11 protein-coding genes are annotated in these 22,727 nt (G+C 71.8%); 7 read left to right on the top strand and 4 right to left on the bottom strand.

Going from position 1 to position 22,727, the window contains the following annotated elements; translation table 11 throughout:
• On the bottom strand, positions 1-882 hold an 882-nt coding region (locus tag LLG88_01035), incomplete at its 3' end, for a quinone oxidoreductase (GenBank protein ID MCE5245494.1).
• A 225-nt stretch (positions 883-1,107) separates the two neighbouring features.
• Between LLG88_01035 and LLG88_01030 the strand changes: the two genes are divergently transcribed.
• A complete protein-coding gene (locus tag LLG88_01030; protein MCE5245493.1) occupies positions 1,108-4,953 on the top strand; it encodes a S8 family serine peptidase in 3,846 nt (1,281 codons plus the stop codon).
• 63 nt (positions 4,954-5,016) lie between these two features.
• On the opposite strand, the gene LLG88_01025 is transcribed toward LLG88_01030, so the two are convergent.
• Positions 5,017-6,645 (bottom strand): NCS2 family permease, encoded by a 1,629-nt coding sequence (locus LLG88_01025; protein MCE5245492.1) that lies wholly within the window; start codon positions 6,643-6,645, stop codon positions 5,017-5,019.
• Between the two features lie 113 nt (positions 6,646-6,758).
• On the opposite strand from LLG88_01025, the gene LLG88_01020 reads away from it, so the two are divergent.
• From LLG88_01020 to LLG88_00995, 6 genes are all read left to right on the top strand, one after another.
• The gene (locus tag LLG88_01020) at positions 6,759-7,301 is read left to right on the top strand and encodes an HD domain-containing protein (protein ID MCE5245491.1); all 543 of its coding nucleotides are present in this window, start codon (positions 6,759-6,761) and stop codon (positions 7,299-7,301) included.
• A 120-nt stretch (positions 7,302-7,421) separates the two neighbouring features.
• Positions 7,422-8,540, top strand: coding sequence for an alanine dehydrogenase (locus LLG88_01015; GenBank protein ID MCE5245490.1), 1,119 nt, complete (start codon positions 7,422-7,424; stop codon positions 8,538-8,540).
• Positions 8,541-8,601: 61 nt separating this feature from the next.
• Positions 8,602-9,903: a 4-hydroxybutyrate CoA-transferase gene (locus tag LLG88_01010; protein ID MCE5245489.1), complete on the top strand. Its 1,302-nt coding sequence runs from the start codon at positions 8,602-8,604 to the stop codon at positions 9,901-9,903.
• Positions 9,904-10,197: 294 nt separating this feature from the next.
• Positions 10,198-18,258, top strand: coding sequence for an immune inhibitor A (locus LLG88_01005; GenBank protein ID MCE5245488.1), 8,061 nt, complete (start codon positions 10,198-10,200; stop codon positions 18,256-18,258).
• Positions 18,259-18,396: 138 nt separating this feature from the next.
• Complete coding sequence (locus LLG88_01000) at positions 18,397-19,158, top strand: FCD domain-containing protein (GenBank protein ID MCE5245487.1); 762 nt, start codon at positions 18,397-18,399, stop codon at positions 19,156-19,158.
• Positions 19,159-19,187: 29 nt separating this feature from the next.
• Positions 19,188-19,652 carry a DUF3465 domain-containing protein gene (locus tag LLG88_00995; protein ID MCE5245486.1) on the top strand — a complete coding sequence of 155 codons (465 nt, stop codon included), beginning with the start codon at positions 19,188-19,190 and terminating at the stop codon, positions 19,650-19,652.
• 57 nt (positions 19,653-19,709) lie between these two features.
• Here LLG88_00995 and LLG88_00990 read toward each other — a convergent pair whose 3' ends face one another.
• Both LLG88_00990 and LLG88_00985 read right to left on the bottom strand, forming a co-directional pair.
• Entirely contained in the window at positions 19,710-21,011 is a 1,302-nt protein-coding gene (locus tag LLG88_00990) for a 6-phosphofructokinase (GenBank protein ID MCE5245485.1), read from the bottom strand.
• Positions 21,012-21,097: 86 nt separating this feature from the next.
• Entirely contained in the window at positions 21,098-22,723 is a 1,626-nt protein-coding gene (locus tag LLG88_00985) for an NADP-dependent glyceraldehyde-3-phosphate dehydrogenase (GenBank protein ID MCE5245484.1), read from the bottom strand.
• Between the last annotated feature and the right edge of the window lie 4 nt (positions 22,724-22,727).

Here is a 22,727-nt window from a genome sequence, read left to right as displayed (position 1 = left end):
CGCGACGCGCACCCGCCCCGAGACGAGCTCCGCGAACAGCTCCCGCGCCGCTTCGAGCACGTCCTCGCGCCGCGCCGTGTAGTGGGCCAGCGCCGGGCGGGTCAGGAACAGCGAGCCCTTGGCCGAGAGGTCGAGCGGCGAGACGGGCGGCACCGGGCCGGACGCGTTGCCGAACGTGACCATCAGGCCGAACGGCCGCAGGCTGTCGAGCGACCCTTCCCACGTCGCCTTGCCGACCGAATCGTAGACGACGGCGACCCCTTCCCCTCCGGTGAGTTCGCGCACCTTCGCGGCGAAATTCCCGCGGCCGAGGACGATCGCGTGCGCGCAGCCGTGGGCGAGGGCGATCTCGGCCTTCGCCTCGCTCCCCACCGCCCCGATGACCTTGGCGCCCAGACCGGCCGCCCACTGGCAGAGGATCTGCCCCACCCCGCCGGCGGCGGCGTGGACGAGGATCGACTCCCCGCGCTCGACGCGGTGGGTGCGGCGGATCAGGTACCAGGCGGTCATCCCCTTGAGCGTCGCCGCCGCGGCGGTCTCGAAGGAGATCTCCGGCGGCAGCGGCACAAGCCGCGAGACCGGCACGACCCGCCGTTCCGCGTAGGCGCCGATCGGGCCGCCGGCGTAGGCCACGCGGTCCCCGGGGCGCACGTCGGAGACGTCCGGACCGACGGCCTCGACGACCCCCGCCCCTTCGAGGCCGATCGTCGCCGGAAGCGGCAGCGGATAGAGCCCGGTGCGGTGGTAGACGTCGATGAAGTTCACGCCGACCGCGGCCTGCCGGACGACCGCCTCGCCGGCTTCGGGCGCCGGAACGACGACCTCTTCCAGCTTCATCACCGACGGCCCGCCGACCTCGTGGATCCGCACCGCCTTGTCCATTCGCCCTCTCCTTCAGGGCGATCCTAAACCGGAACGGGCCCGGCGCGGAAGGGGGCGGACGCTCGCGGACTCGCCGCGCCCTCCGTCGGCGCGCCCCGCCGGGGTAGAATGCGTCGTTCTGCAGAAGAGCGGATTCTCGCGCGGCGGGGCTCGGACGCCCCCGACCGCGGCGGGAGTCCGCGTCGCCCGCCGCGTCCCCCGGCGCGGCAAGGGGAAAGGGTCGAGATGAAAGGTCCCTCTTGGATCCGCCTTGCGGCGGCGGCCGCGGCGCTGTTGCTCGCCGGCGCCTCCGCCCTCGCGGGAAACCGCCTCACCGTGCCGAAGGACGGCTCGTACCAGAAGTTCCTCGCGGCGACGAAGGCCCAGCCGCTCGAGGACTACGGCTCGTTCGTCCTCGTCGAGACCTCGGACGCGGGCCTGAAGGCGCTGGCCGCCTCGCCGGCGCTGCTCGACGGCGCCCGGGAGGCCGGCGCGCGGCTCGAACTGCGCGACTATCCGTTCGACCCCGAAGCCGAAACGAAGCCGCAGACGCTCGCGACGACGGCCGAGACGCTCGCGCTGACCATCTCCGACTACGCGGCCGGCGAGAAGGGGCTTCACCTGATCCAGTTCTACGGGCCGGTCAAGGCCGCGTGGCTCGACGCGCTGCGCGCGATCGACGTCGAGATCGTCGAGTACGTGCCGGCCAACGGCTACATCGTGCGGATGACCCCCGAACAGCGCGCCCGCCTCGCGTCCGCGCTGCCGACCGGCCTGACCGGCCGCTCGCCGCTGCGCTACGTCGGCGTCCACCAGCCGACCTACCGCGTGGCCAAGGAACTGCTCGGCCGCTCCGGCGAGACCGAAGTCGCGTTCATGGTCCTCGACAACCCGGAAGGGCGCGCGCTGGCCAAGCGCACGCTCGAAGGCGCGGCCCGCACGCTGCGCGGCGTCTCCGCCGACGGCAAGTTCCTCTCCTTCGCCGCCGCGATCGACGCCTCGCAGATCGCCGACATCGCCAAGAGCGGCGCCTCGTTCTGGATGGAGCCGTACGTCGCGCCGTCGCCGATGGACGAGCCGGGCGGCCTCAACAACGCCGGCTTCACGGTGGACGGCATGACCGCGGGCTTCGGCACCGCCGGCCAGGGCTATCTCTCGTGGCTGCAGTCGAAGGGCTTCGACGTCGCCCATCCGTGGACGAACGTCGTCGTCAACGTGACCGACACCGGCCTCGACGTCGGCAACGTCGCCGGCAAGACGATCCATCAGGACCTGCGCGATCCCTCGGGCGTCTCGCGCGTGGCCTACGACCACGACTACACGATCGACCAGACCGACGCGACCTGGACCGGCGCCGACGGCGAAGGGCACGGCACCGCCTGCGCCGGCGTGATCGCCGGCTACAACAACTCGGCGGGGACCGGCACCGGCCAAGTCGGCTCGAAGGGTTATCACTTCGGCGTCGGCGTCGCCCCGCTGGCGATGCTCGGCGCGTCGAAGGTCTTCGACCACAACGGCAAGTGGACGTCGATCACCTCGTACACGCAGATGGAGCAGGACGCCTACCACGCCGGCGCGCGGATCAGCAGCAACAGCTGGGGGAGCAAGCCGTCGGGGACCTCGGCCTTCTCCTACTACAACATTCCGGCGCGCGACTACGACCGGATCGTCCGCGACGCGACGAGCGACGCCGGCAACCAGCAGATGATCATCGTCTTCGCCGCCGGGAACGAAGGGGTCAACGCGAGCTTCGGCACCGTGACCCCGCCGGCGACGGCGAAGAACGTCCTCACCCTCGGCGCGACCGAGAACTTCTGGACCGGCGTCGCCCTCACCGGCTACAAGCCGATCCAGAACAACACCGCCGGGCGCGACCTGCTCTACTACAGCAGCCGCGGCCCCACGGCCGACGGCCGGATCAAGCCGGACGTCACGGCGATCGCGCACGGCTGGGTCGCCACGAAGAGCCAAGTCCAGACCTCGACCGCCTTCCCGGCGTGGGACACGGCCGACAAGACCCTCTACCAGCTCCACAACGGCACCAGCGCGGCGACCCCGGCCGCAGCGGGATCGGCGGCCCTCTTCTACCGCTGGTCGCTCGACCACGGCTTCGCCGCCCCGAGCCCGGCGCTGGTCAAGGCCGCTTTCGCGGCGACCGCGAGCGACATGGGCGACGAGGGCGGCTGCGCCCCCGCCGGCGCCGCGGGCGACTACACCAAGTGCGTGGCCCCCTCGGTGCCGATGCCGAAGATCCCGAACGTCCACGAGGGGTGGGGCCGGATCAACGTCGGTCGGCTGTTCGACGGCACGCCCGCCCTGCGCGTGGACCAGACGGTCCTGCTGAAGAGCACCGGCGAGACCTACGTGAAGTACGCCACCGTCTCCGCGACCGACAAGCCGGTCAAGATCGTCCTCGCCTGGACCGACGCCCCCGGCAACACCAGCTCGGCCCCGTGGAAGAACGATCTCGACCTGGTGGTCGACGACAACGGCTCGACCTACGTCGGCAACAACTTCGGCGCGACGTCGAACGGCTACTCCGTGGCCGGCGGAACGGCCGACGCCAAGAACAACCTCGAAGTCGTCGTGCTGCCGGCCGGCGCCGCGCGCACGCTCAGGATCACGGTCCGCGCCGCGAACCTCGTCGACGACGGCGTTCCGGGCAACGGGATCTCGATCGACCAGGACTTCGCGCTCTACGGCTACAACCTCGCCGCGTGCACCGGCCCGGCGGCCCCCGCCGGCCTCACCGGAACGGCGCTCTCCGGCAATCACGTCGCCCTCTACTGGGGCGCGGTCTCCGGGGCGAGCGAGTACCACGTCTACCGCGCCTACACCGCGGGCGGCCCCTACACGCAGATCGCGACGACGGCCGGCCCGGGCTACGACGACCCGACGGCCACCGCGGACCGGCTCAACTACTACGTCGTGCGGGCCTTCGGCTCGTGCGAGTCGGCCGACTCCAACGAGATCGCGCGCCAGCCTTCCGGCGTCTGCCTCGTTCCGCCGACCTTCGCCGGCCTCTCCTCGATCGACGCGGCGGGCGGCGCCACCTGCGGCACGACGCTCCACTGGAGCGCCGCGACCGCCAACTGCGGCGGCAACGTCCTCTACGAAGTCCACCGCTCGACGACGAAGGGCTTCGCCCCGAGCTCGTCGACGCTGCTCGCCAAGGGGATCGGCCAGACCAGCTTCACCGACACGCTGAGCGTGGCCAACGCGGCGACCTACTACTACGTCGTCCGCGCCACCGACGCGGCGACCGGCGCGACCGACGCGAACAGCGTCCAGCGCTCCGTGCTGGTCACCGGCGCCGGCGGCGTCAAGCACTACGACGACGCCGCGGCCGGGCTCCCCGCGGCGATCACGGACGCCACCTCGACCGCCTGCGGCACGCTCCTGTCCCGTTCGATCACCGTTCCCGACGGCGGCACGCTGACCAACGTGCAGGTCGGCGTGAACATCACGCACACCTACATCGGCGACCTCGACATCGTGATCCAGGCGCCGTCCGGAAAGCAGGTCTTGCTCAAGGGCGGCGGCGCCGACCCGACGCAGAACCTCAACACCGTCTTCGACAGCCAGACGCCGGCCGACGGCTTCCTCGCCGACCTCTACAGCGAGGCCCCGAACGGCGTCTGGCAGCTGCTGGTCCAGGACTGCGGGCCCGGCGACACCGGCACGCTCAACTCCTGGTTCCTCGACCTCGACGTCCGCGGCGCCTGCACGGCCGGCTCGTCGAACCTGCCGGGCGAGGTCTCCGCGGCCGGCACGATGACCGTCGCCAAGGCCGCGGGAAGCGCGGTGAACCTGGCCTTCGCCGCCGGCAGCAACACGACCGGCACGACCGTCTACATGGGCACGGCGGTCGCGCCGCTCTCCGGGCTGCAGTGGACCCAGTCGTTCTGCGGCCTCGGGGCGACCGGGTCCGCCTCGTTCGATCCGGGCACGCCGCAGGCCGGCCAGGTGTTCTACTTCGTGGCGGTCGGGAACAACGGCGCCTACGAAGGGCCGTACGGCCGCAACTCGGCCGGGTACGAGCTGCCCGAAGCGACCGTCGGAAGCTGCAAGCTGCCGCGCGCGACCAACTAGACCGGCCGCGTTTCGATTCACCGGGCCCCCGCCGCCGCGCGCGGCGGGGGCTCTTTCTTTTCCCTACTCGCGCCCCTCGTCGGGCAGCGGCCGGCCGAAGCGGGCGGCGGCGAGGAAGACGAGCGCGGCCGCGAAGTAACCGACGGCCATCGGCCACGCCGCGCCGAAGATCGCCTCCTCGCGCACCGCGCCGGCGGCGACGGTGAACGAGTGCATCAGTCCGGCGAGGGCGAAGAGGCCGGCGACGCCCGCCCAGAGCGCGGCCTTGCCGAAGCGCCGCTCGGCGAGGAAGACGCCGATCGCGCCGAGGAAGGTCGCCGAGAAGAGGAACCCGGCCTTGAGCGTCAGCAGCCCCTGAACGTACGGAATCGTCGTCGCGCCGAGATCGGCGACGAGCCGCGGCAGGTCGGCGCCGGCGACGAGCCGCCCCGCGGCGCGGGCCCCGCCGAGCGTCTGCTCGACCAGCAGCCAGCCCCACGCGGCGAGGCCCGGCAGGAGGCCGAGCACGACGGCCGGGGCGTGCGCCCGCGGCGTCGCGGTGAACGCCTGCGCCGTGATCACGACCGCGATCCAGACCAGGATCGCCATCGCCGCCTCGACCGGCACGATCTTGGCGATCGGGCCGATCAGGCCGGTCGTGGCCACGACGGCGAAGAAGAGGCCGTTGGCGGCGGAGTAGGCCCACCCCGCCCCCATCCGCTTCCAGCCCGGATGGCCGATGTAGATCGTCGTCGGGAAGCAGGAGCCGAAGCACGCGGCGACGACGGCGCCGAGGCCGTTGACGACGAGGCAGCGGCGCGCCGGGAAGCGGTCCCCTTCCGCCTCGGCCGACTCGATGTTCTGGAGCGAGCCGAGGACGTTGATCAGCGCCATCGGCACGATGATCGACATCCGCCCCCAGACGTGCGGGCTGCCGAGGGCGGCCCACAGGTCGCCGAGCGCCGGGATCGGCGGACGCAGCCCCGCCCCGGCCAGGATGTCCGCGCCGCCGACGGCGACGCCCCCCGGCGCCCCCGTCGCCTTGAGCAGCCACGCCAGCGCCGTGCCGAGCGCGACGGCCACCAGCCCGCCGGGGAGGTTGCCCGGCCACCGCAGCCGCCCGAGGTAGGTGACGAGGACCAGCGCCAGCGGCGCGAAGGCGACGAGCGGCCGGTCGAAGGAGCGCAGGACGAACTCCATCGAGATGAAGCCGAGGGCGATCCCGGCGAGGGTCGAGAGGAGCGCGGCGCGCGGCGTCGCGCGGCGGACCCAGTCGGCGACCAGACCGCCCGCCGTCTCGAGGACGCCGGAGAAGAAGCAGGCGGCGAGGCCGACCTGCCAGGCGACGCGCGCCGCGCGTTCCGCGCCGACCGACGGATCGGCGGCCAGCTCGGCGTAGGTCGGACCGATGATGAAGAAAACGAACGCGAAGAGGCTGACGGTGTTGATCCCGTACGGCAGGGCCGTCGTCCGCCGGCCGGTCGCCCGGGCCGCGCGGCGCGCCAGGAACGCGTAGTAGAGGTTGCCGAAGATGATCGACAGCGCCGCGCCGGGGAAGACCCGCGACAGGACGAAGTCGGCCGGGAAACCGCAGATCCCGACGGAGAGCGGCAGGATCACGAGGAACTGCAGCAGGTTGTCGACCATCAGGCCGAAGAAGCCGTCGAGGTCGCCGCGCCCCACGTCCGCGGGGCGGTCGCCGAACAAGGACATCGCGCGCTCCACCGTCTCGTCCGCCCCCGCGTCCGCCCCGAGGCGGGCGTTGGCCGCGGCGAGCGGTTCGGACCGGGGGCTATCCTAAGGCCGGATCTTGCGAGGAAGCGACGATGACGCGCGACGAGGCTTGGGCGATCGTGACCGAATGGACCGCGGGCGAGGCGCTGCGGAAGCACGCCCTGGCGGTCGAAACGACGATGCGGGCGCTGGCGCGGCGGTTCGGCGGCGACGAAGACCTCTGGGGCGTCGCCGGCCTGCTCCACGACGCCGACTACGAGGCGTTTCCCGAGCGGCACCCGCAGGCGACCGTCGAGCGGCTGCGGGCGGCGGGCGAGGACGAATTGGCCGACGCCGTCGCCGCCCACTACACCAAATGGGGGCGGCCCTACGAGGCCCTGCTGCCGAAGGCGCTCGTCGCCGCGGACGAGCTGACCGGGTTCATCGTCGCCTGCTCCCTCGTCAACCCCGAGGGGATCGCCGGCGTCGCCGTCGCGTCGGTCCTGAAGAAGCTCAAGCAGAAGGGATTCGCGGCGAAGGTAGACCGCGACGAGGTCCGGGCGGGGGCGGAGTTGCTCGGCGTCGAACTGGCCGAGGTCGCGGCGATCGCGATCGACGCCTTGCGCGAAAACAAGGAGGCGCTGGGCCTCAAATAGTTGGCCCGCACTGTCGCCCAAGGCTATCTTTAGAGCGCGTCGTCCGCGGGAGGATCCGCGGAAGACGCCGTTGTCGTCCGTTTCGCATCTCCGGCCGCCCCGGCAAAGGAGAGACCGCCCATGAAGATCGGCGTCCCGAAGGAAACGCTGCGCCACGAGCACCGCGTCGGCCTCACGCCGTTCGGCGTGTCCAAGTTGGTCGATCTTGGACACGACGTCTTCGTGCAGAGCGACGCGGGCGCCGCCGCTCATTTCGCCGACGCGGACTACGCGCAGGCGGGGGCGACGATCGTCTACAACGCCGACGAGGTCTTCGGCCGCGCCGACGTCGTCGCCAAGGTCGGCGCCCTCTCCGCGGACGAGATGGCCCTCCTGCGCGCGGAAACGACGATCCTCGGCTTCCATCATCTGGCGGTCGCCGGCAAGGAGGTCGTCCAGGCGATGGTCGACCGGCGGCTGACGATGATCGGCTACGAAATCTGCGAGGACGCGCGCGGCGGCCGCCCCGTGCTGGCCGCGCTGTCCGAAATCGCCGGCCACATGGTGATCCACGTCGCCGGCCACCTGCTCGAAACGTCGCAGGGCGGGCGCGGCGTGCTGCTCGGCGGCGTCGCCGGCGTCGCCCCGGCGACGGTCCTCGTGCTCGGCGCGGGGGTCGTCGGCCGCACGGCCGCCTCGCACCTGCTGGCGCTCGGCGCGCACGTCATCCTGCTCGACAGCGACCTCGCCAAGCTGCGGGACGCGATCGAGCGCGGCTGCCACGACGCCGTGACCGCCGTCTCCAGCCCGCGCAACATCCTCCGCTTCGCGCCGGTCGCCGACGTCGTCGTCGGCGCCGTGCTCGTCCCCGGAGGGCGCGCCCCGTTCCTGATCGGCGAGGAGATGGTCAAGTCGATGAAGTCCGGCAGCGTGATCATCGACCTCGCGGTGGACCAGGGGGGCTGCGTCGAGACGAGCCGCCCCACGACGCCGGAGCAGCCGACCTACAAGGTCCACGGCGTGACGCACTACTGCGTGCCCAACATGACCACCAACGTGCCGCGCTCCGCCTCGCGCGCCCTGGGGCTCGCCGCCTTGCCGCTGATCACGCGGCTGGCGGAGAGCGGCCCCGAGGCCGCGCTCCGCGCCGACGCGGGGCTGGCCCGCGGGGCCTACTCGTTCCGCGGCCGGATGGTGAACGAACTGGCGGCGAAGGCGCTCGGACTGGCGCCCTCCCGCCTGAACGACCTGTTGCCTTGACCCCTTTCGTCCGACCCGTTGACTTGACCCGCGCCGGCGGGCGCGGCCTTGGAGACCCACGATGAGCTGGCACGACGACTACAACAGCAAGCGTATGTCCGCCGAGAAGGCGGTTTCCATGATCCAGAGCGGTTCCCGCGTCTTCTACGGCGGCAACGCCAACATGCCGCTGGCGCTGATGCGCGCCGCCGCCGAGCGCTGCAAGAGCCTCGAGAACGTGAAGATGACGCACGTGTTGGTGCTCGGCGAGGACCCGCTGGCCGCGCCCGAGATGGCCCCGCACGTCCGGCACCACTCCCTGTTCGTCGGCCCCTCGGACCGCCTCGCGGTCAACGAAGGGCGCGCCGACTACGTGCCGATCTTCCTCTACGAGATCCCGCGGATCTTCGAGACGAGCTTCCCGCTCGACGTGGCGATGGTCCAGGTCTCCAAGCCGGACGAGCACGGCTTCATGAGCTTCGGCCTCGAGGCCCTCGCCGCGCGCGCCGCGATCCAGAACGCGAAGAAGGTCATCGTCCAGGTGAACGAGAAGACCCCGCGCGTCCTCGGCAACGCCTTCGTGCACGTCAGCCGCGTGGACGCGGTCGTCGAGCACACCGAGCCGATGACGTCGCTGACCCCGCGCCCCTCCTCGGACATCGAGAAGAAGATCGGCGGCTTCATCCGCGGCCTGATCGAGGACGGCTCCTGCATCCAGATGGGGATCGGCGGCATTCCGGACGCCGTCTTCAACTCGCTCGACGGCCTGCACGACCTCGGCATCCACACCGAGATGCTCAGCGACGGCGCGATGCGCGCCATCCAGCGCGGGATCGTCACCGGCGCGCGCAAGAACATCCACCAGGGGAAGGCGGTCATCACCTTCGCCCTCGGCTCGCAGGAACTCTACGACTTCCTCGACAACAACCCGATGATCGAGGCCCAGCCGGTCGAGTACTGCAACGACCCGTACGTCGTCAGCCAGAACGAGAAGATGGTCGCGGTGAACGGCGCGATCGAAGTCGACATCACCGGCCAGGTCTGCTCCGACTCGATCGGCACGCGGATCTTCTCCGGCTTCGGCGGCCAGGTCGACTACATCCGCGGCGCGGCCCGCTCCAAGGGCGGCAAGCCGATCATCGCCCTCCCGGCCACCGGCAAGTCGAAGGACGGCAAGATGTTCTCGAAGATCGTCCCGATGCTCAAGCCGGGCGCCGGCGTCGTCACGACCCGCGCGGACGTCCACTACGTCGTCACCGAGTACGGCGTGGCGGAGCTGTTCGGCCGCAACCTGCACCAGCGCGCCGAAGCGCTGATCAACGTCGCGCACCCCGACTTCCGCTCCGAGCTGACCCAGATGGCCAAGGACCGCAAGATCCTCTGAGCGGTTCCTGCGCGTTCCGCATGACCGCGACGGGCGGCGCTTCGGCGCCGCCCGTTCGCGTTTCGGGAGCGGATCGGACAGTCTCGGACGAGCCCTTCGAAATTGCCGTCATGTCGTCGCCGCGTTGCGTGCCCGTCGCGCGAAAGCGGACGTTTTATTTAAAACAGGCCGCTCGTTAACTGACCGCGTTTCAGTGAAACTGTGCGCGCTGGAAGCAGGCGGCTCTGGGGATCCGCCCGCGCTCTCGCACCTGCCCTGGGAGGAGCGATGCCCGAACGCGCCGTTCGTCTTGTCGTGTGTCTGTCGATTGTCCTCGCCGCCGCCGCGGGCTTCGCGTTGGCCGCCTATCCGTTCGCGGACGGCGCGGAAGCGGGCGCGGGTCAGTGGTCCGCCGCGCCGCCGTGGGCGGCGAGCGCGGAGAGCGCGCACGCGGGGAGCTTCGCCTTCAGCGACAGCCCGGGCGCCAACTACGCCAACAACGCGAACGTCGCGCTGACGATGCGGGACTCGCTCGACCTGACGCGGTCGACGCGGCCGCGCCTGTCGTTCTGGCACACGTTCAACCTCGAGCCGGGGTACGACTTCGGCTACGTCGAGATCTCGCTCGACGGCGGCGCGAGTTGGCAGGCCTCCCCGCTCGCCTCGTTCACCGGCAACGCGGCCTGGCGGCGCGAGCAGATCGACCTCTCGGCCTACAAGACGCAGGCGACGGTGAAGCTCCGCTTCCGCCTCGTCAGCGACGCCAACGTGACGCTCGACGGCTGGCACGTGGACGACGTGGTGGTCGACGAGGCGCCGGACGCGCCGACGGCGACCGCCGGCGCCGTCACCGCCAACACCATCGCCCTCTCCTGGACGGCTTCGGCCGCCGCCGACTTCGCCGGCTACCGCGTCGTCCGCTCCGCGACGCAGGGCTTCGACTGGCGGACGGCGACGACGGTCGCCTCCTTCGGCGCGGCGTCCACGACGAACTTCACCGACGTCGCCCTCAACCCGAAGAGCCGCTACCACTACCGGGTCGTCGTCGCCCGCGGCAACGGGATCGAGGCGGCCTCCGACGAAGTCTCGGCGACGACGTCGGCGGGGATGGACTTCCCGTTCCTCGACGACGGCGAGGCGGGGGCGGCGACCTGGCGGGCCGACGTGCCTTGGGCCCTTTCGACCGAGGCCGCGTACGGCGGCGCTTCGGCGTGGAGCGATTCGCCGGGCGGCCCCTACGCCGCGAACGTCAACGCGTCGTTGACGCTCGCCGCGCCGCTCGACCTGCGCGCCGCGACGCGTCCGACCCTCTCCTTCCGGCACACCTACGACTTCCCCGGCAACGACCACGGCCTCGTCGAGGTCTCGACCGACAACGGGCAGACCTGGACCGCGCTGCGCGACTTCACCAACGGGACCGTCGCCGCCTGGACGTACGTGCAGGTGGACCTCTCGGCCTACAAGGCGCAGGCGACGCTGGTGCGGTTCCGCGTCACGGCCGACGGGGCGACGAACGGCGACGGCTGGCATCTCGACGACGTCGCCGTCTCCGAGCCGCTCGCCGCGCTGGCGACGCCGACGCCGACGCCGCTCGACTCGCACGCCATCCGGGTCGCGTGGCCGCAGGCGACGGGAAGCGGCTTCGACCACTACGAAGTCGTCCGCTCGACCTCCCCCAACGCCGGGGTCTACGGCACGATCGCCGCCGAGATCCACGACGTCGCCGCGACGACCTTCGACGACCGCGGCCTCGCGCTCAACACGACCTACTACTACCGGGTCTACGCCGTGAACCGCTGGGGCTGCTTCAGCCCGGACAGCGCGGCCGAAGCCGCGGCGACGACGCTCAACAACCCGCTGCCGTTCGCGGACGGCTTCGAAGGGGCGCTCGACGCCTGGACCTTCACCGGCGGCTGGTCGAAGACCAGCGTCGTCCCGGCGCACGGCGGGGCCTTCGTCCTGCAGGACAGCCCCGGCGACTACGCCAACAACTCGGACACCTACGCGATGACGGCCGTCGATCTGCGCGGCGCCCTCAACCCCGCGTTGTCGTTCTGGGACCGCTTCGCCTTGGAGCAGAACGCCGACTTCGCCGCCCTCGAGGTCAGCGCGGACGGCGCGAACTGGTCCCGGCCGTACGTCGCCACCGGAACGCGCCTCGACTGGGCGCGCCAGGTGATCGACCTCTCGCCGTGGCGCGGACAGGCGAACCTGCGGATCCGTTTCCGCGTGGCCACGAACGCCGGGACCGTCGCCGACGGCTGGTACATCGACGACGTCGAAGTGAAGGACGTCGCGCCGCTGCCGACGATCGCGCTGCCGTTCACCGAGACCTTCGAGTCCGGCCTCGGCGCCTGGCAGGCCAGCCGCTGGACGGTCGCCGCCGACGCGGCGCACGGCGGCGCGGCGAGCGCCCGCAGCAGCGCCGACGGCAATCTCTGGAGCGACGGCTACGAGCGGCTCGTCCTGAACGGCGAGCTCGACCTCGCCGGGTCGGCGAACCCGCAGCTCACGTTCTGGATGTCCGGCCACGCCTACTGGTGCAGCGGCTTCAACGTCTACGCCTCCACCGACGGCGGCGCGACTTGGAGCGGCTCGCTCTTCGGCCAGGGGAACGACTGGAACACCTCCGGGACGTGGCGCCGCGCGCAGGTGGACCTCTCCGCCTACAAGGGACAGAAGACCCGCCTGATGTTCCAGGTCTCCACCTGCTGGGGGGGCGCCGACGAGGACTTCTACATCGACGACGTGCGCGTCGAAGACCTCCCGACGGCGGTGACCCTCGCCGCGCCGACGCCGCGCCTCAAGACCGCCGAACTCGCCTGGACCAAGTCGAGCGACCCGAACTTCGCCCGCTACGAGGTCCGGCGCTCGACGTCGCCCAACGTGACGCTCGACGGGACGCTCGTCGCCTTGATCGCCGACGTGAACACGGTGAGCGCCCTCGACGACAACCCGCCGGAAGGGCTCGCCATCGGCGCGACGTACTACTACAAGGTCTTCACGTTCGACACGTACGGCACGGTCACGCCGAGCAACGAGCGCTCCGCCACGACGGTGCCGCTCGCGTATCCGGTCGCCGACGCGATGGACGACCTGCGGAACTGGGTCCGCGGGACCGACAGCGCCGACCAGCCGACGTGGGGCCCGCTCTCGCCGGGCCGCGACGGCGAGACCGGAACCTGCATCGCCAGCTCGCCGACGACCGACTACCCGAACAACAGCAGCACCTACATCCTCACCGCGGTGGACCTGACCGCGGCGGTCCACCCCGTCCTGACTTTCTGGGACCAGCCCGCCTTCCAGCAGAACGCCGACTACGGCAGCGTCGAGGTCAGCGCCGACGGAAACAACTGGCAGCGGCCGTACGTCGTCACCGGCGTCCGCGCCGCCTGGGCGAAGCAGCGGATCGACCTCACCCGCTGGCGCGGCCAGACGAACCTGCGCGTCCGCTTCCGCGTTTCCACGGACGCCGGCACGACCAACGCCGGCTGGCGGATCGACGACGTGACGATCGGCGAGGCCGAGGGCTGGACGGCCTTCCCCTTCCCGTTCACCGAGACGTTCGAATCCGGCCTCGGAAACTGGCAGACGAGCCGCTGGACGATCGCCGCCGACGCGGTCCACGGCGGCGCGGCGAGCGCCCGCAGCAGCGCCGACGGCAACCTCTGGAACAGCGGCTACGAGCAGCTTCTGCTGAACGGCGAGATCGATCTCGCCGCGGCGCAGAATCCGCAGCTCACGTTCTGGATGACCGGCCACGCCTACTGGTGCAGCGGCTTCAACGTCTACGCCTCCACCGACGGCGGCGCGACCTGGAGCGGCACGCTCTTCGGCCAAGGGAGCGACTGGAACACCTCCGGGACGTGGCGCCGCGCGCAGGTGGACCTTTCCGGCTACAAGGGAAAGGCCGTGCGTCTGCTGTTCGAAGTCAGCTCCTGCTGGGGCGGCGCCGACGAGGACTTCTACGTCGACGACGTGCGCGTGGAAGATCTTCCGACGGCCGTGACCCTCGCCGCGCCGACGCCGCACCTCAAGACCGCCGAACTGGCCTGGACCAAGTCGAGCGACCCGAACTTCGCCCGCTACGAAGTCCGCCGCTCGACTTCGCCGGGCGTCACGCTCGACGGAACGCTCGTCGCCTCGATCGCCGACGTGAACACGGTGAGCGCCCTCGACGAAAACCCGCCGGAAGGGCTCGCCATCGGCGCGACCTACTACTACAAGGTCTTCACCTTCGACACGTACGGCACGGTCGCCCCGAGCAACGAGCGCTCCGCCGTCACCGTCCCGCTGCCCTATCCGGTCGCCGACGCGATGGACGACCTGCGGAACTGGGTCCGCGGAACCGACAGCGCCGACCAGCCGACGTGGGGCCCGCTCTCGCCGGGCCGCGACGGCGCGACCGGAAGCTGCATCGCCAGCTCGCCGACGAGCGACTACCCGAACAGCAGCAGCACCTACATCCTCACCGCGGTGGACCTGACCGCGGCGGTCCACCCGGTCCTGAGCTTCTGGGACCAGCCCGCCTTCCAGCAGAACGCCGACTACGGCAGCGTCGAGGTCAGCGCCGACGGAAACAACTGGCAGCGGCCGTACGTCGTCACCGGCGTCCGCGCCGCCTGGGCGAGGCAGCGGATCGACCTCACCCGCTGGCGCGGCCAGACGAACCTGCGGATCCGCTTCCGCGTCGCCACCGACGGCGGCACGACCAACGCCGGCTGGCGGATCGACGACGTGACGATCGGCGAGGCCGACGGCTGGAAGACCTTCGCCTTCCCGTTCACCGACGGCTTCGAGTCCGGCCTCGGCAACTGGCAGGCGAGCCGCTGGACGGTCGCCGCCGACGCGGTCCACGGCGGCGCGGCGAGCGTCCGCAGCAGCGCCGACGGCAACCTCTGGAACAGCGGCTACGAACAGCTTCTGCTGAACGGCCAGATCGACCTCGCCGCGGCGCGGAACCCGCAGCTCACCTTCTGGATGTCCGGCCACGCCTACTGGTGCAGCAGCCTCAACGTCTACGCCTCCACCGACGGCGGCGCGACCTGGAGCGGCTCGCTCTTCGGCCAGGGGAACGACTGGAATTCCTCCGGGGCCTGGCGCCGCGCGCAGGTCGACCTTTCCGGCTACAAAGGACAGGCCGTGCGCCTGCTGTTCGAGGTCGCCTCGTGTTGGGGCGGCGCCGACGAAGACTTCTCCATCGACGACGTCGCCGTGTCGGAGCTGCCGGCGGCGCCGGTCCTCGCGCCGCCCGACTCGATCGGCAACGGCTCGATGCGCCTCTCCTGGAGCGCATACGCCGACGCGCCGTCGTTCAGGTCCTACCTGCTCTACCGCGACACCACGAACGGCGTCGGCCTCGGCAGCGCGCTCGTCGCGACGCTCGGCGACCGCGCGGCGACGCAGTTCGTGGACACCGGCCTGCAGGCGGGCAAGACCTACTACTACCGCCTCTACGCGCAGGACGTCCACGACGCGTACAGTCCCTCGAACGTCGTCTCGGCGCGGACCGCGCCGCTCGTCCCGTCGTCGGCGGCGGACGACTTCGAGACGCCGAACGACCACTGGACCATGACCGGGACGTGGGCCGTCCAGAGCGGCGCGGGCCGCAACGGCGGCGCCGCGCTCGTCGATTCGATCGGCGACTACCCCTGCGGCATGGACGCCTCGGCGACGACCTCCGTCAATCTGAAGAACGCCTCGTGGCCGGTGCTGACCTTCCACGACCGCTACGCCTACCAGGACAACTACGACTGGGGCGTCGTGGAGGTGATGACGAACGAAGGATCGTCGTGGACGCGCGTCTACACCGTCACCGGCACGCGTCCCGACTGGCGCCGCGCGCAGATCGACCTCAGCCCGTGGAAGGGGCAGGAGAACGTCTGGATCCGCTTCCGCTCGCTCTCCGACGGCTGCGGCATCCAGGCCGACGGCTGGTCGATCGACGACTTCGCCGTCGTCGAGAACGCGCACGCCCCGCTTCCCTACCCCTACGCGCAGAGCTTCGAAGGAGCGCTCGACGACCTGCTCCCCTCGGCGTGGGTCCAGGGCGCGGACCTCCCGAAGGAAGGCGCGGCCGACCTCGTCGCGACCCCCGGCCAGCGGATCTGGGCCGACGCCAACCACAGCTTCGCCTTCGCCGGCGAGCTCGACCTCTCCGCGGCGACGAGCCCGTCCCTGTCCTACTGGATCCGCGGGCACATGTACTGGTGCAGCACCTTCCGCTTCCAGTCCTCGATCGACGGCGGGATCACCTGGACCGACGTGCCGGGGACGATCCGCGGGAACGACTGGGCCTCCGACGCGACGTGGGTCAAGACGACGGTGGACATCTCGCCTTTGAAGAACGCGCACCTGCGGCTGCGCGGCTTCCTCAACACCTGCTACGGCGGCGCCGACGCGGTCGTCCACGTGGACGCCGTGCGGATCGGCGAGCCGACGCCGGGGGCGCCCGCGCCGCACGACCCGCCGGACGGCGGCGCGGTCGGCGTCCTCCGCCCGACGCTGACGCTCGACAACGCGCTCGACTACCAGTTCGACCCGCTCACCTACCGGATCCAGGTCGCGTCCGACTCCTCGTTCGACTCGACCGTCGCCGAGGTCCCCGCGGTCGCCGAAGGAACGAGCACGACGTCGTGGACGGTGGACACCGACCTCGCCAACAACACCCGCTACTGGTGGCGCGCTCGGGGCCGCGATCCCGAAGGGCACGAAGGGCCGTGGATGGCGCCGGCCGCCTTCTACGTCGTCCTGCGCAACGACGCGCCGCCGGCGCCGAAGTTCGTCGCGCCGCCGAACGGCGCGCAGCTCTGGGGCGCCGAGGCCGCGCTCACCTGGTACGCCTCCGTCGATCCGAATCCCGGCGACACGGTGACGTACGACCTCGAGATCGACGACGACCCGAACTTCGGCGCCCCCGAGGTTTCGGCGACCGGTCTCAGCGCGACGGCGAAGAACGACCTGGCCGCCGCGCTGCCGACGATCACCGCGCCGCTCGGCGACCTGCCGGGCTACGCGTCGCTCGTCTCGCAGCGGACCTACTACTGGCGCCTGCGCGCCGTGGACAACCGCCACGCCGCCTCGCCGTGGACGTCGGAAGTCCGCTACTTCGTCTTCGGCGCCGACACGACGGCCCCGACGGTCGCCTGGTCCTCGCCGGCCGACCGGGCGACGATCGCCGCGACCCCGACGACGCTCTCCGGCACCGCGCAGGACGTCGGCGCCGGCCTCGACTACGTGCAGCTCAGCTTCGACGGCGGAACGACGTGGATCCTCGCCGCCGGCGGCGGTTCGTGGAGCTACAGCTTCGCCCCGACGCAGAACGGCGAGATCGCGGCGCTCGTCCGCGCGGCCGACAAGGCGGGGAACGTCTCCGCCCCGGCCTCGCGCCGCTTCACCGTCGCCCTGCCCGACATCCCCACCGCTCCGGCCGCGCACCCCGACAACTCGATGGTCACGGTCTTCTGGGGCCCGCCGGCGCTGCCGGGCGCGACCGGCTACAACGTCTACCGCGCGATCGAGAGCGGCGCGTTCGCCAAGCTCAACGCCGCGCCGCTCCTGGCCCTCTCCTACCGCGACGCCGGCCTGATCAACGGCCTCGCCCACCGCTACGTCGTCACCGCGCTGCGCGGCGGCGTCGAGAGCGGGCGGAGCCCGGAAGTCTGGGCGCGGCCGACGGGAGACGGCGCGCCGCCGTTCGTGGACGACGTGCGCGTCGCCCGCTCCGGCGGCGACCTGCGGCTCGACTGGTCCGCGGCGACCGCCGACCTCGGTTCCGGCGCGGCGGCGATGAAGGGGTACCGGATCTACGAAGGCGCGCTGCCGACCGTCGATCCGGCGACCGCGGCGAACAACTACTACGTCGCCGCCCCGGCGACGACGTTCACCCTCTCCGGCCTCGGAGGCGACGGCGCGACGCACTTCTTCCTCGTGGACACGGTCGCGGCCGACGACGCCGAAGGGGCCCACGCCCGCTGGTTCCGCGAGGAGAACGACCCGAGCGTCGCCCTCTCCGCGGGCTGGACCGAACAGCTCGACGTCCGCGCGAGCGGCGGGCGCGCCGTCGCCTCCGCGGTCAAGGACGCCGCGGCGACGATCCCGCTCTTCCTCGACGGCGGCGCGGCGCTGGAAGGGACCGGCGCGAGCCTGTTGATGAAGCGCGGCCCCGACCAAGGGATCGCCACGATCCTGATCGACGGCGCTCCCGCCGCGGGCGTCGATCTCTACGCGCCGTCCGAAGAGTGGCGCGTCTGGGCGTTCCACATCCGCGGCCTGGCCGCCGGCGCCCACACGCTCCGCGTCGTCGTCTCGGGCGACAAGAGCCCCGCCTCGAGCGGCGCGACGGTGACGTTCGACGCCGTGCTCCACCTCAAGTAGCGACCGAGCGCGGAAGCCTCGGCCGACGGCCGCCCGCCGCGCGCGGGCGGCCGTTTTCTTTGCGCCGCGCGGGGCGCGCCCCGTCCCGCCGGCGCCGGGGCGGGACAGCGCGCGGCGGGCGATCTAGACTGACCTCCGATGAAACCGCGCTTCCGCGACCTGCCGGCGCTCGTCGCCGCCGAACTCGCCCAAACCCCCGGCCCCGTCGGCTCGGGGGCGATCCTGGAGCGTCTCCTCGCGCGCGGCGTCGCCACGAGCCGGCCCACCGTCAGCCGCGCGCTCGACTCGCTCACCCGCCGCGGTTTCGCGGAGAAGGTGAGCAACAAGGGGCGCACGATCACGGCGACGGGGCGCACGTGGCTCGAGCGGACGCAGGCGCGGCGCGCCGCCTTCCAGTCGAGCGACCGCGTGCTGCGCGCGGTCGGCCGCTCCACGCTGACCGAGCTGCGGAACGCGATGCTCGCGCGGCGCGGGCTCGAGGCGGAGATGGCGCGCGAGGCGGCCGAGCGGGCGACGCAGGAACAGGTGGCCACGCTGCAGCGGATCGCCGAGGCGCAGGCCAAAAACGTCGAGGCGGGAGGACGCGGCGCGCAGGAGGCGCTCGACTTCCACCAGACGTTGGCCGAGGCCTCGGGGAACCGCTTCATCGCCGCCGCGCTGCGCCTGATCCGGACGAGCGCCGAATCGCTCGAGGCGCTGATGTTCCACCTCGGCGCGACGATCGGCGGCGACTCGCGTCCGGCGCACGCGGAGCTGGTCGCGGCGATCGCCGACCGCGACGGCGAGCGCGCGGCGGCGGCCGCGGCGGCGCACATCGACGAGTTCATCCGGCACATCGATCAGTGGCTCGCCGGCCTCGGCCCGGACGACGCGGGGCGCGGCGCCCCGCTGCGCCGCTGACCGCCGCGCCGCGCCGCGGACTGCACGGCATGAAGAAGACGCTGCTGCTCCTCGCCGCGCTGCTCGCGGCGTTCGTCTCCGCCGCGCCTCCGTCCGCGGGGGCGGCCCCGCGCGCGCGCCGCGCGCCGACGCTCAAGGCCGAGATCACCGCCGTCGTCACGGTGGAGTCGCCGCCGCGCGCGACGACGCACAAGAACGGCCGCCGCTTCCTCGAGTTCACGGCGCTGGTCCGTCGCTTCGAGCTCGCCCCGCTGCGGGGAAGCGAGGGGGCGGAACTCCCGCGCGTGATCGCGACGCGGCCGGTCCGCGTCGTGCACGACCTGACCTGCGGCGGCGAGCCGGTGGGCCTCCGCATGGGGGACACCGTCGAGCTGAAGGGGGAGTACGTTCATCCGCCGAGCGGCCAGGACCTGATCCACTTCACCCATCCGGCCGACGGCTCGTGCGGAGGCCGCGGGACGCATCCCGACGGCTACCTCCGCCGCGCGCGCTGACCGCGCGCCTTCCGCTCTCCCGCGCCGCGCGCCGACCGCGTTCCCGCCGCTTCCGCTTTACGGCTCCTGCGCCGGCGGCGGCGGAACGAGCTCGATCTCGAACGGCGGCGGCTCGAACTGCACGAGATACCCGAACTGCTCGCCGAACTGCTCCATCGTCACCCCGGCGACGGCGGCGAGCTTCGCCTGCTCGTACGGATCCTCGAAGTCGTCGCGGCGCAGCCGGATCATGTAGCGGCGGGCGATCTTGTAGCGCGCCGACTCGATGTCCACCAGCCGCACCTTGGAGCGGCCGGTGGCCGGGTCGAGCAGCTCCGCGAACGGCACCGGGACGAAGTGCCCGCCCTGCAGCGAGACCATCGCCGCGTTGCCGCCGGAGAGGAGGAACTTCGCCGCGCAGTAGCCGAGGTCGCGCGTGTACTCCATGTCGTAGGGGATCGGGTCGGCGCAGCGCAGCTCGTAGCCGATGTTCTTGGCGACGATCGTCGTCTTGAGCTTGAAGTCGGCGAGCCGCTTCTGGACTTCGCTCTTCAGGATCTCGCCGATGTTGATCTCGGCGATCCGCAGGTGGCCGTGGGCGTCCCGCTCGACGTCGGCCAGCCGGCCGAGGTCGTCGGGGTCGATCCCCAGCGCGACCCCCTCGGCGATCACCGCCACGCCGTCCCGCCGGCCGTCGGCGGCGCGCTTGATGATCGCCCCGACGAGCGTGTCCACGAGGGCGCGCAGCGGGATCTTGCCGCCGCCGAACTCTTCCGGGATCAGCGTCAGCGTCGTCCCCGCCGCCTTGCCGATGCCCAGGGCGAGGTGCCCCGCCTTCCGCCCCATGGCGATGATGAAGTACCAGCGGGAGGTCGTCCGCGCGTCGACCATCAGGTTCTTCACGATCTCGACGCCGACGTGGCGCGCCGTCTGGAAGCCGAACGTGTCGATCTGCGGCGGGAGGGCGAGGTCGTTGTCGATCGTCTTCGGCACATGGGCGACGTGGATCCGGCCCGCCGAGCGTTCCTCGAGCTTCATCGCCGAGAAGGCGGTGTCGTCGCCGCCGATCGTGATCAGCTGCGTCACGTTGAGCCGCAGGAGGGAGAGGATCGTGTTCTCCAGCAGCTGCGGATCGACCGTCGGGTTGGCGCGCGAGATGCCGATGTAGGAGCCGCCGCGGAAGTGGATGCGGCTCACGGCGTCGATCGTCAGCGGGACGACGTGGTCCACGTTTCCTTTCTGGACCCACTCGAAGCCGTCCTGCACGCCGACGACCTCGACGCCGCCGAGCTGGCCGCGGATCGTCGCCGCGGCGATGACGCTGTTGATCCCCGGCGCCGGCCCGCCGCCGACCAAGATCGCCATTCTCTTCTGCTGCATCATGCCCGGCGTCCTTTCGCGGCGTCCGCCGCTCCCCGCGAAGCCGACCTGAATATTACGCGCCGCGCGCTTCGGCGCGGCGCCGGTCAGAGGATGAAGTCGGTCGAGAGGAAGTTCGACGTCCGGCCCCGCACGATATCGGTCACGAGGCGCTTGTTCGCCTCCTCCGTCCGCGCGGCGACGAGCGCCCGGATGGAAAAGGCGCGCAGCGCGTCCGTCACCGACAGCGTGCCTTCGGCCGAGTCCTTGCGGCCGTTGAAGGGGAAGGTGTCGGGGCCGCGTTGGCACTGGCTGTTGAGGTTGACGCGGCAGACCTGGTTCGCCATCACGTCGATCAGCGGGCCGAGCGTCTTCGGGTCGCGGCCGAACAGGCTGACCTGCTGGCCGTACTCGGAGGCGACGATCGCCTCGACGACGTCGGCGACGTCCTCGAACGGCGCGACGGGAACGACCGGCCCGAACTGCTCCTCGCGGGCGAGGCGCATCGACGAGTCCACGGGATAGACGACCGCCGGGTCGAAGAACGTGCCGACGACGGTTCCGCCGTTGCCGACGATCCGCGCCCCCTTGGCGAGCGCCTCGTCGCACATCGCGCGGAGCTTCTGCGGCTTCCCCGGCTCGGGGAGCGGCGTCGCGGCGACGCCGTCCTCCCACGGCATCCCCCGCTTCAGTCCGTCCACCGCCGCGGCGAGCGCGGCGACGAACGGCTCGGCCACGCGCTTGTGCACGTAGATCAGCTTGATCGCCGTGCAGCGCTGGCCGTTGAACGAGAGGGCGCCGAGCAGGCACTCCCGCACCGCCAGGTCCAGGTCCGCGTCGGGCAGGACGATCGCCGCGTTCTTGGCGTCGAGGCCGAGCACGCCGCGCAGCCGGTGCGGGCGCGGATGGTCGCGCCGCAGCGCGTCGGCGACGCGCGAGGAGCCGATGAACGCCAGCACGTCCACCGCGCCGGAGCGCATCAGCGGGCCGACGATCGTCGGCCCGTCGCCGTAGATCGTGCCGACGACGCCCGGCGGGAAGGCGGCGCGGAACGCGTCGAGCAGCGGCCGCCAGAGCAGCGCGCCGAAACGCGGCGGCTTGACGACGGCGCAGTTCCCCATGATCAGCGCCGGGATCAGCGTCGTGAACGTTTCGTTGAGCGGGTAGTTGTACGGCCCCATCGAGAGGACCACGCCGAGCGGCGAGCGGCGGATCTGCGCCAGCACCCCCTCCTCGACGACGAAGCGGGAGGACGTGCGGTCGAGCTCCTTCACCGCGTCGATCGTGTCGCGCACGTACTGCGCCGTGCGGTCGAACTCCTTGCGCGCGTCGGCGAGCGGCTTGCCGACCTCCCACGAGAGGAGCCGCACGACCTCGTCCCGCCGCTCCTGCATCCGGAACAGGAACTCCTCGACGCGGCCGATCCGCTCCGCGACCGACATCGTCGGCCACGCGCCGCGGCCGCGGTCGAAGGCGCGCGACGCGGCGTCGAGCGCCGCCAGCGCCGCCTCCTCGTCCATCGACGGGAAGCGCCCGACGAGCGCCTGCTCCAGCGTCCCGCCCCGCCGCACGCAGACCGGCGAGCGCGCCTCCTTGAGCGGCCCCTCCCACGTGCGGAGCTCTCCGCCGACGAGCCACTCCCGCTGCTCGATCGGCCCGGGGAGCCGCGCGTCCGCGGGAATCTCGTCCTCGGTCGGAAAGAAGGCGCGCCAGTCGCGGCGTTCGGTCGTCATGTCG

It is taken from the genome of bacterium, from assembly GCA_021372775.1.
In the GTDB taxonomy this organism is placed as follows: Bacteria; Acidobacteriota; Polarisedimenticolia; order J045; family J045; genus JAJFTU01.
This window is presented reverse-complemented; position numbering and strand designations above follow the sequence as displayed.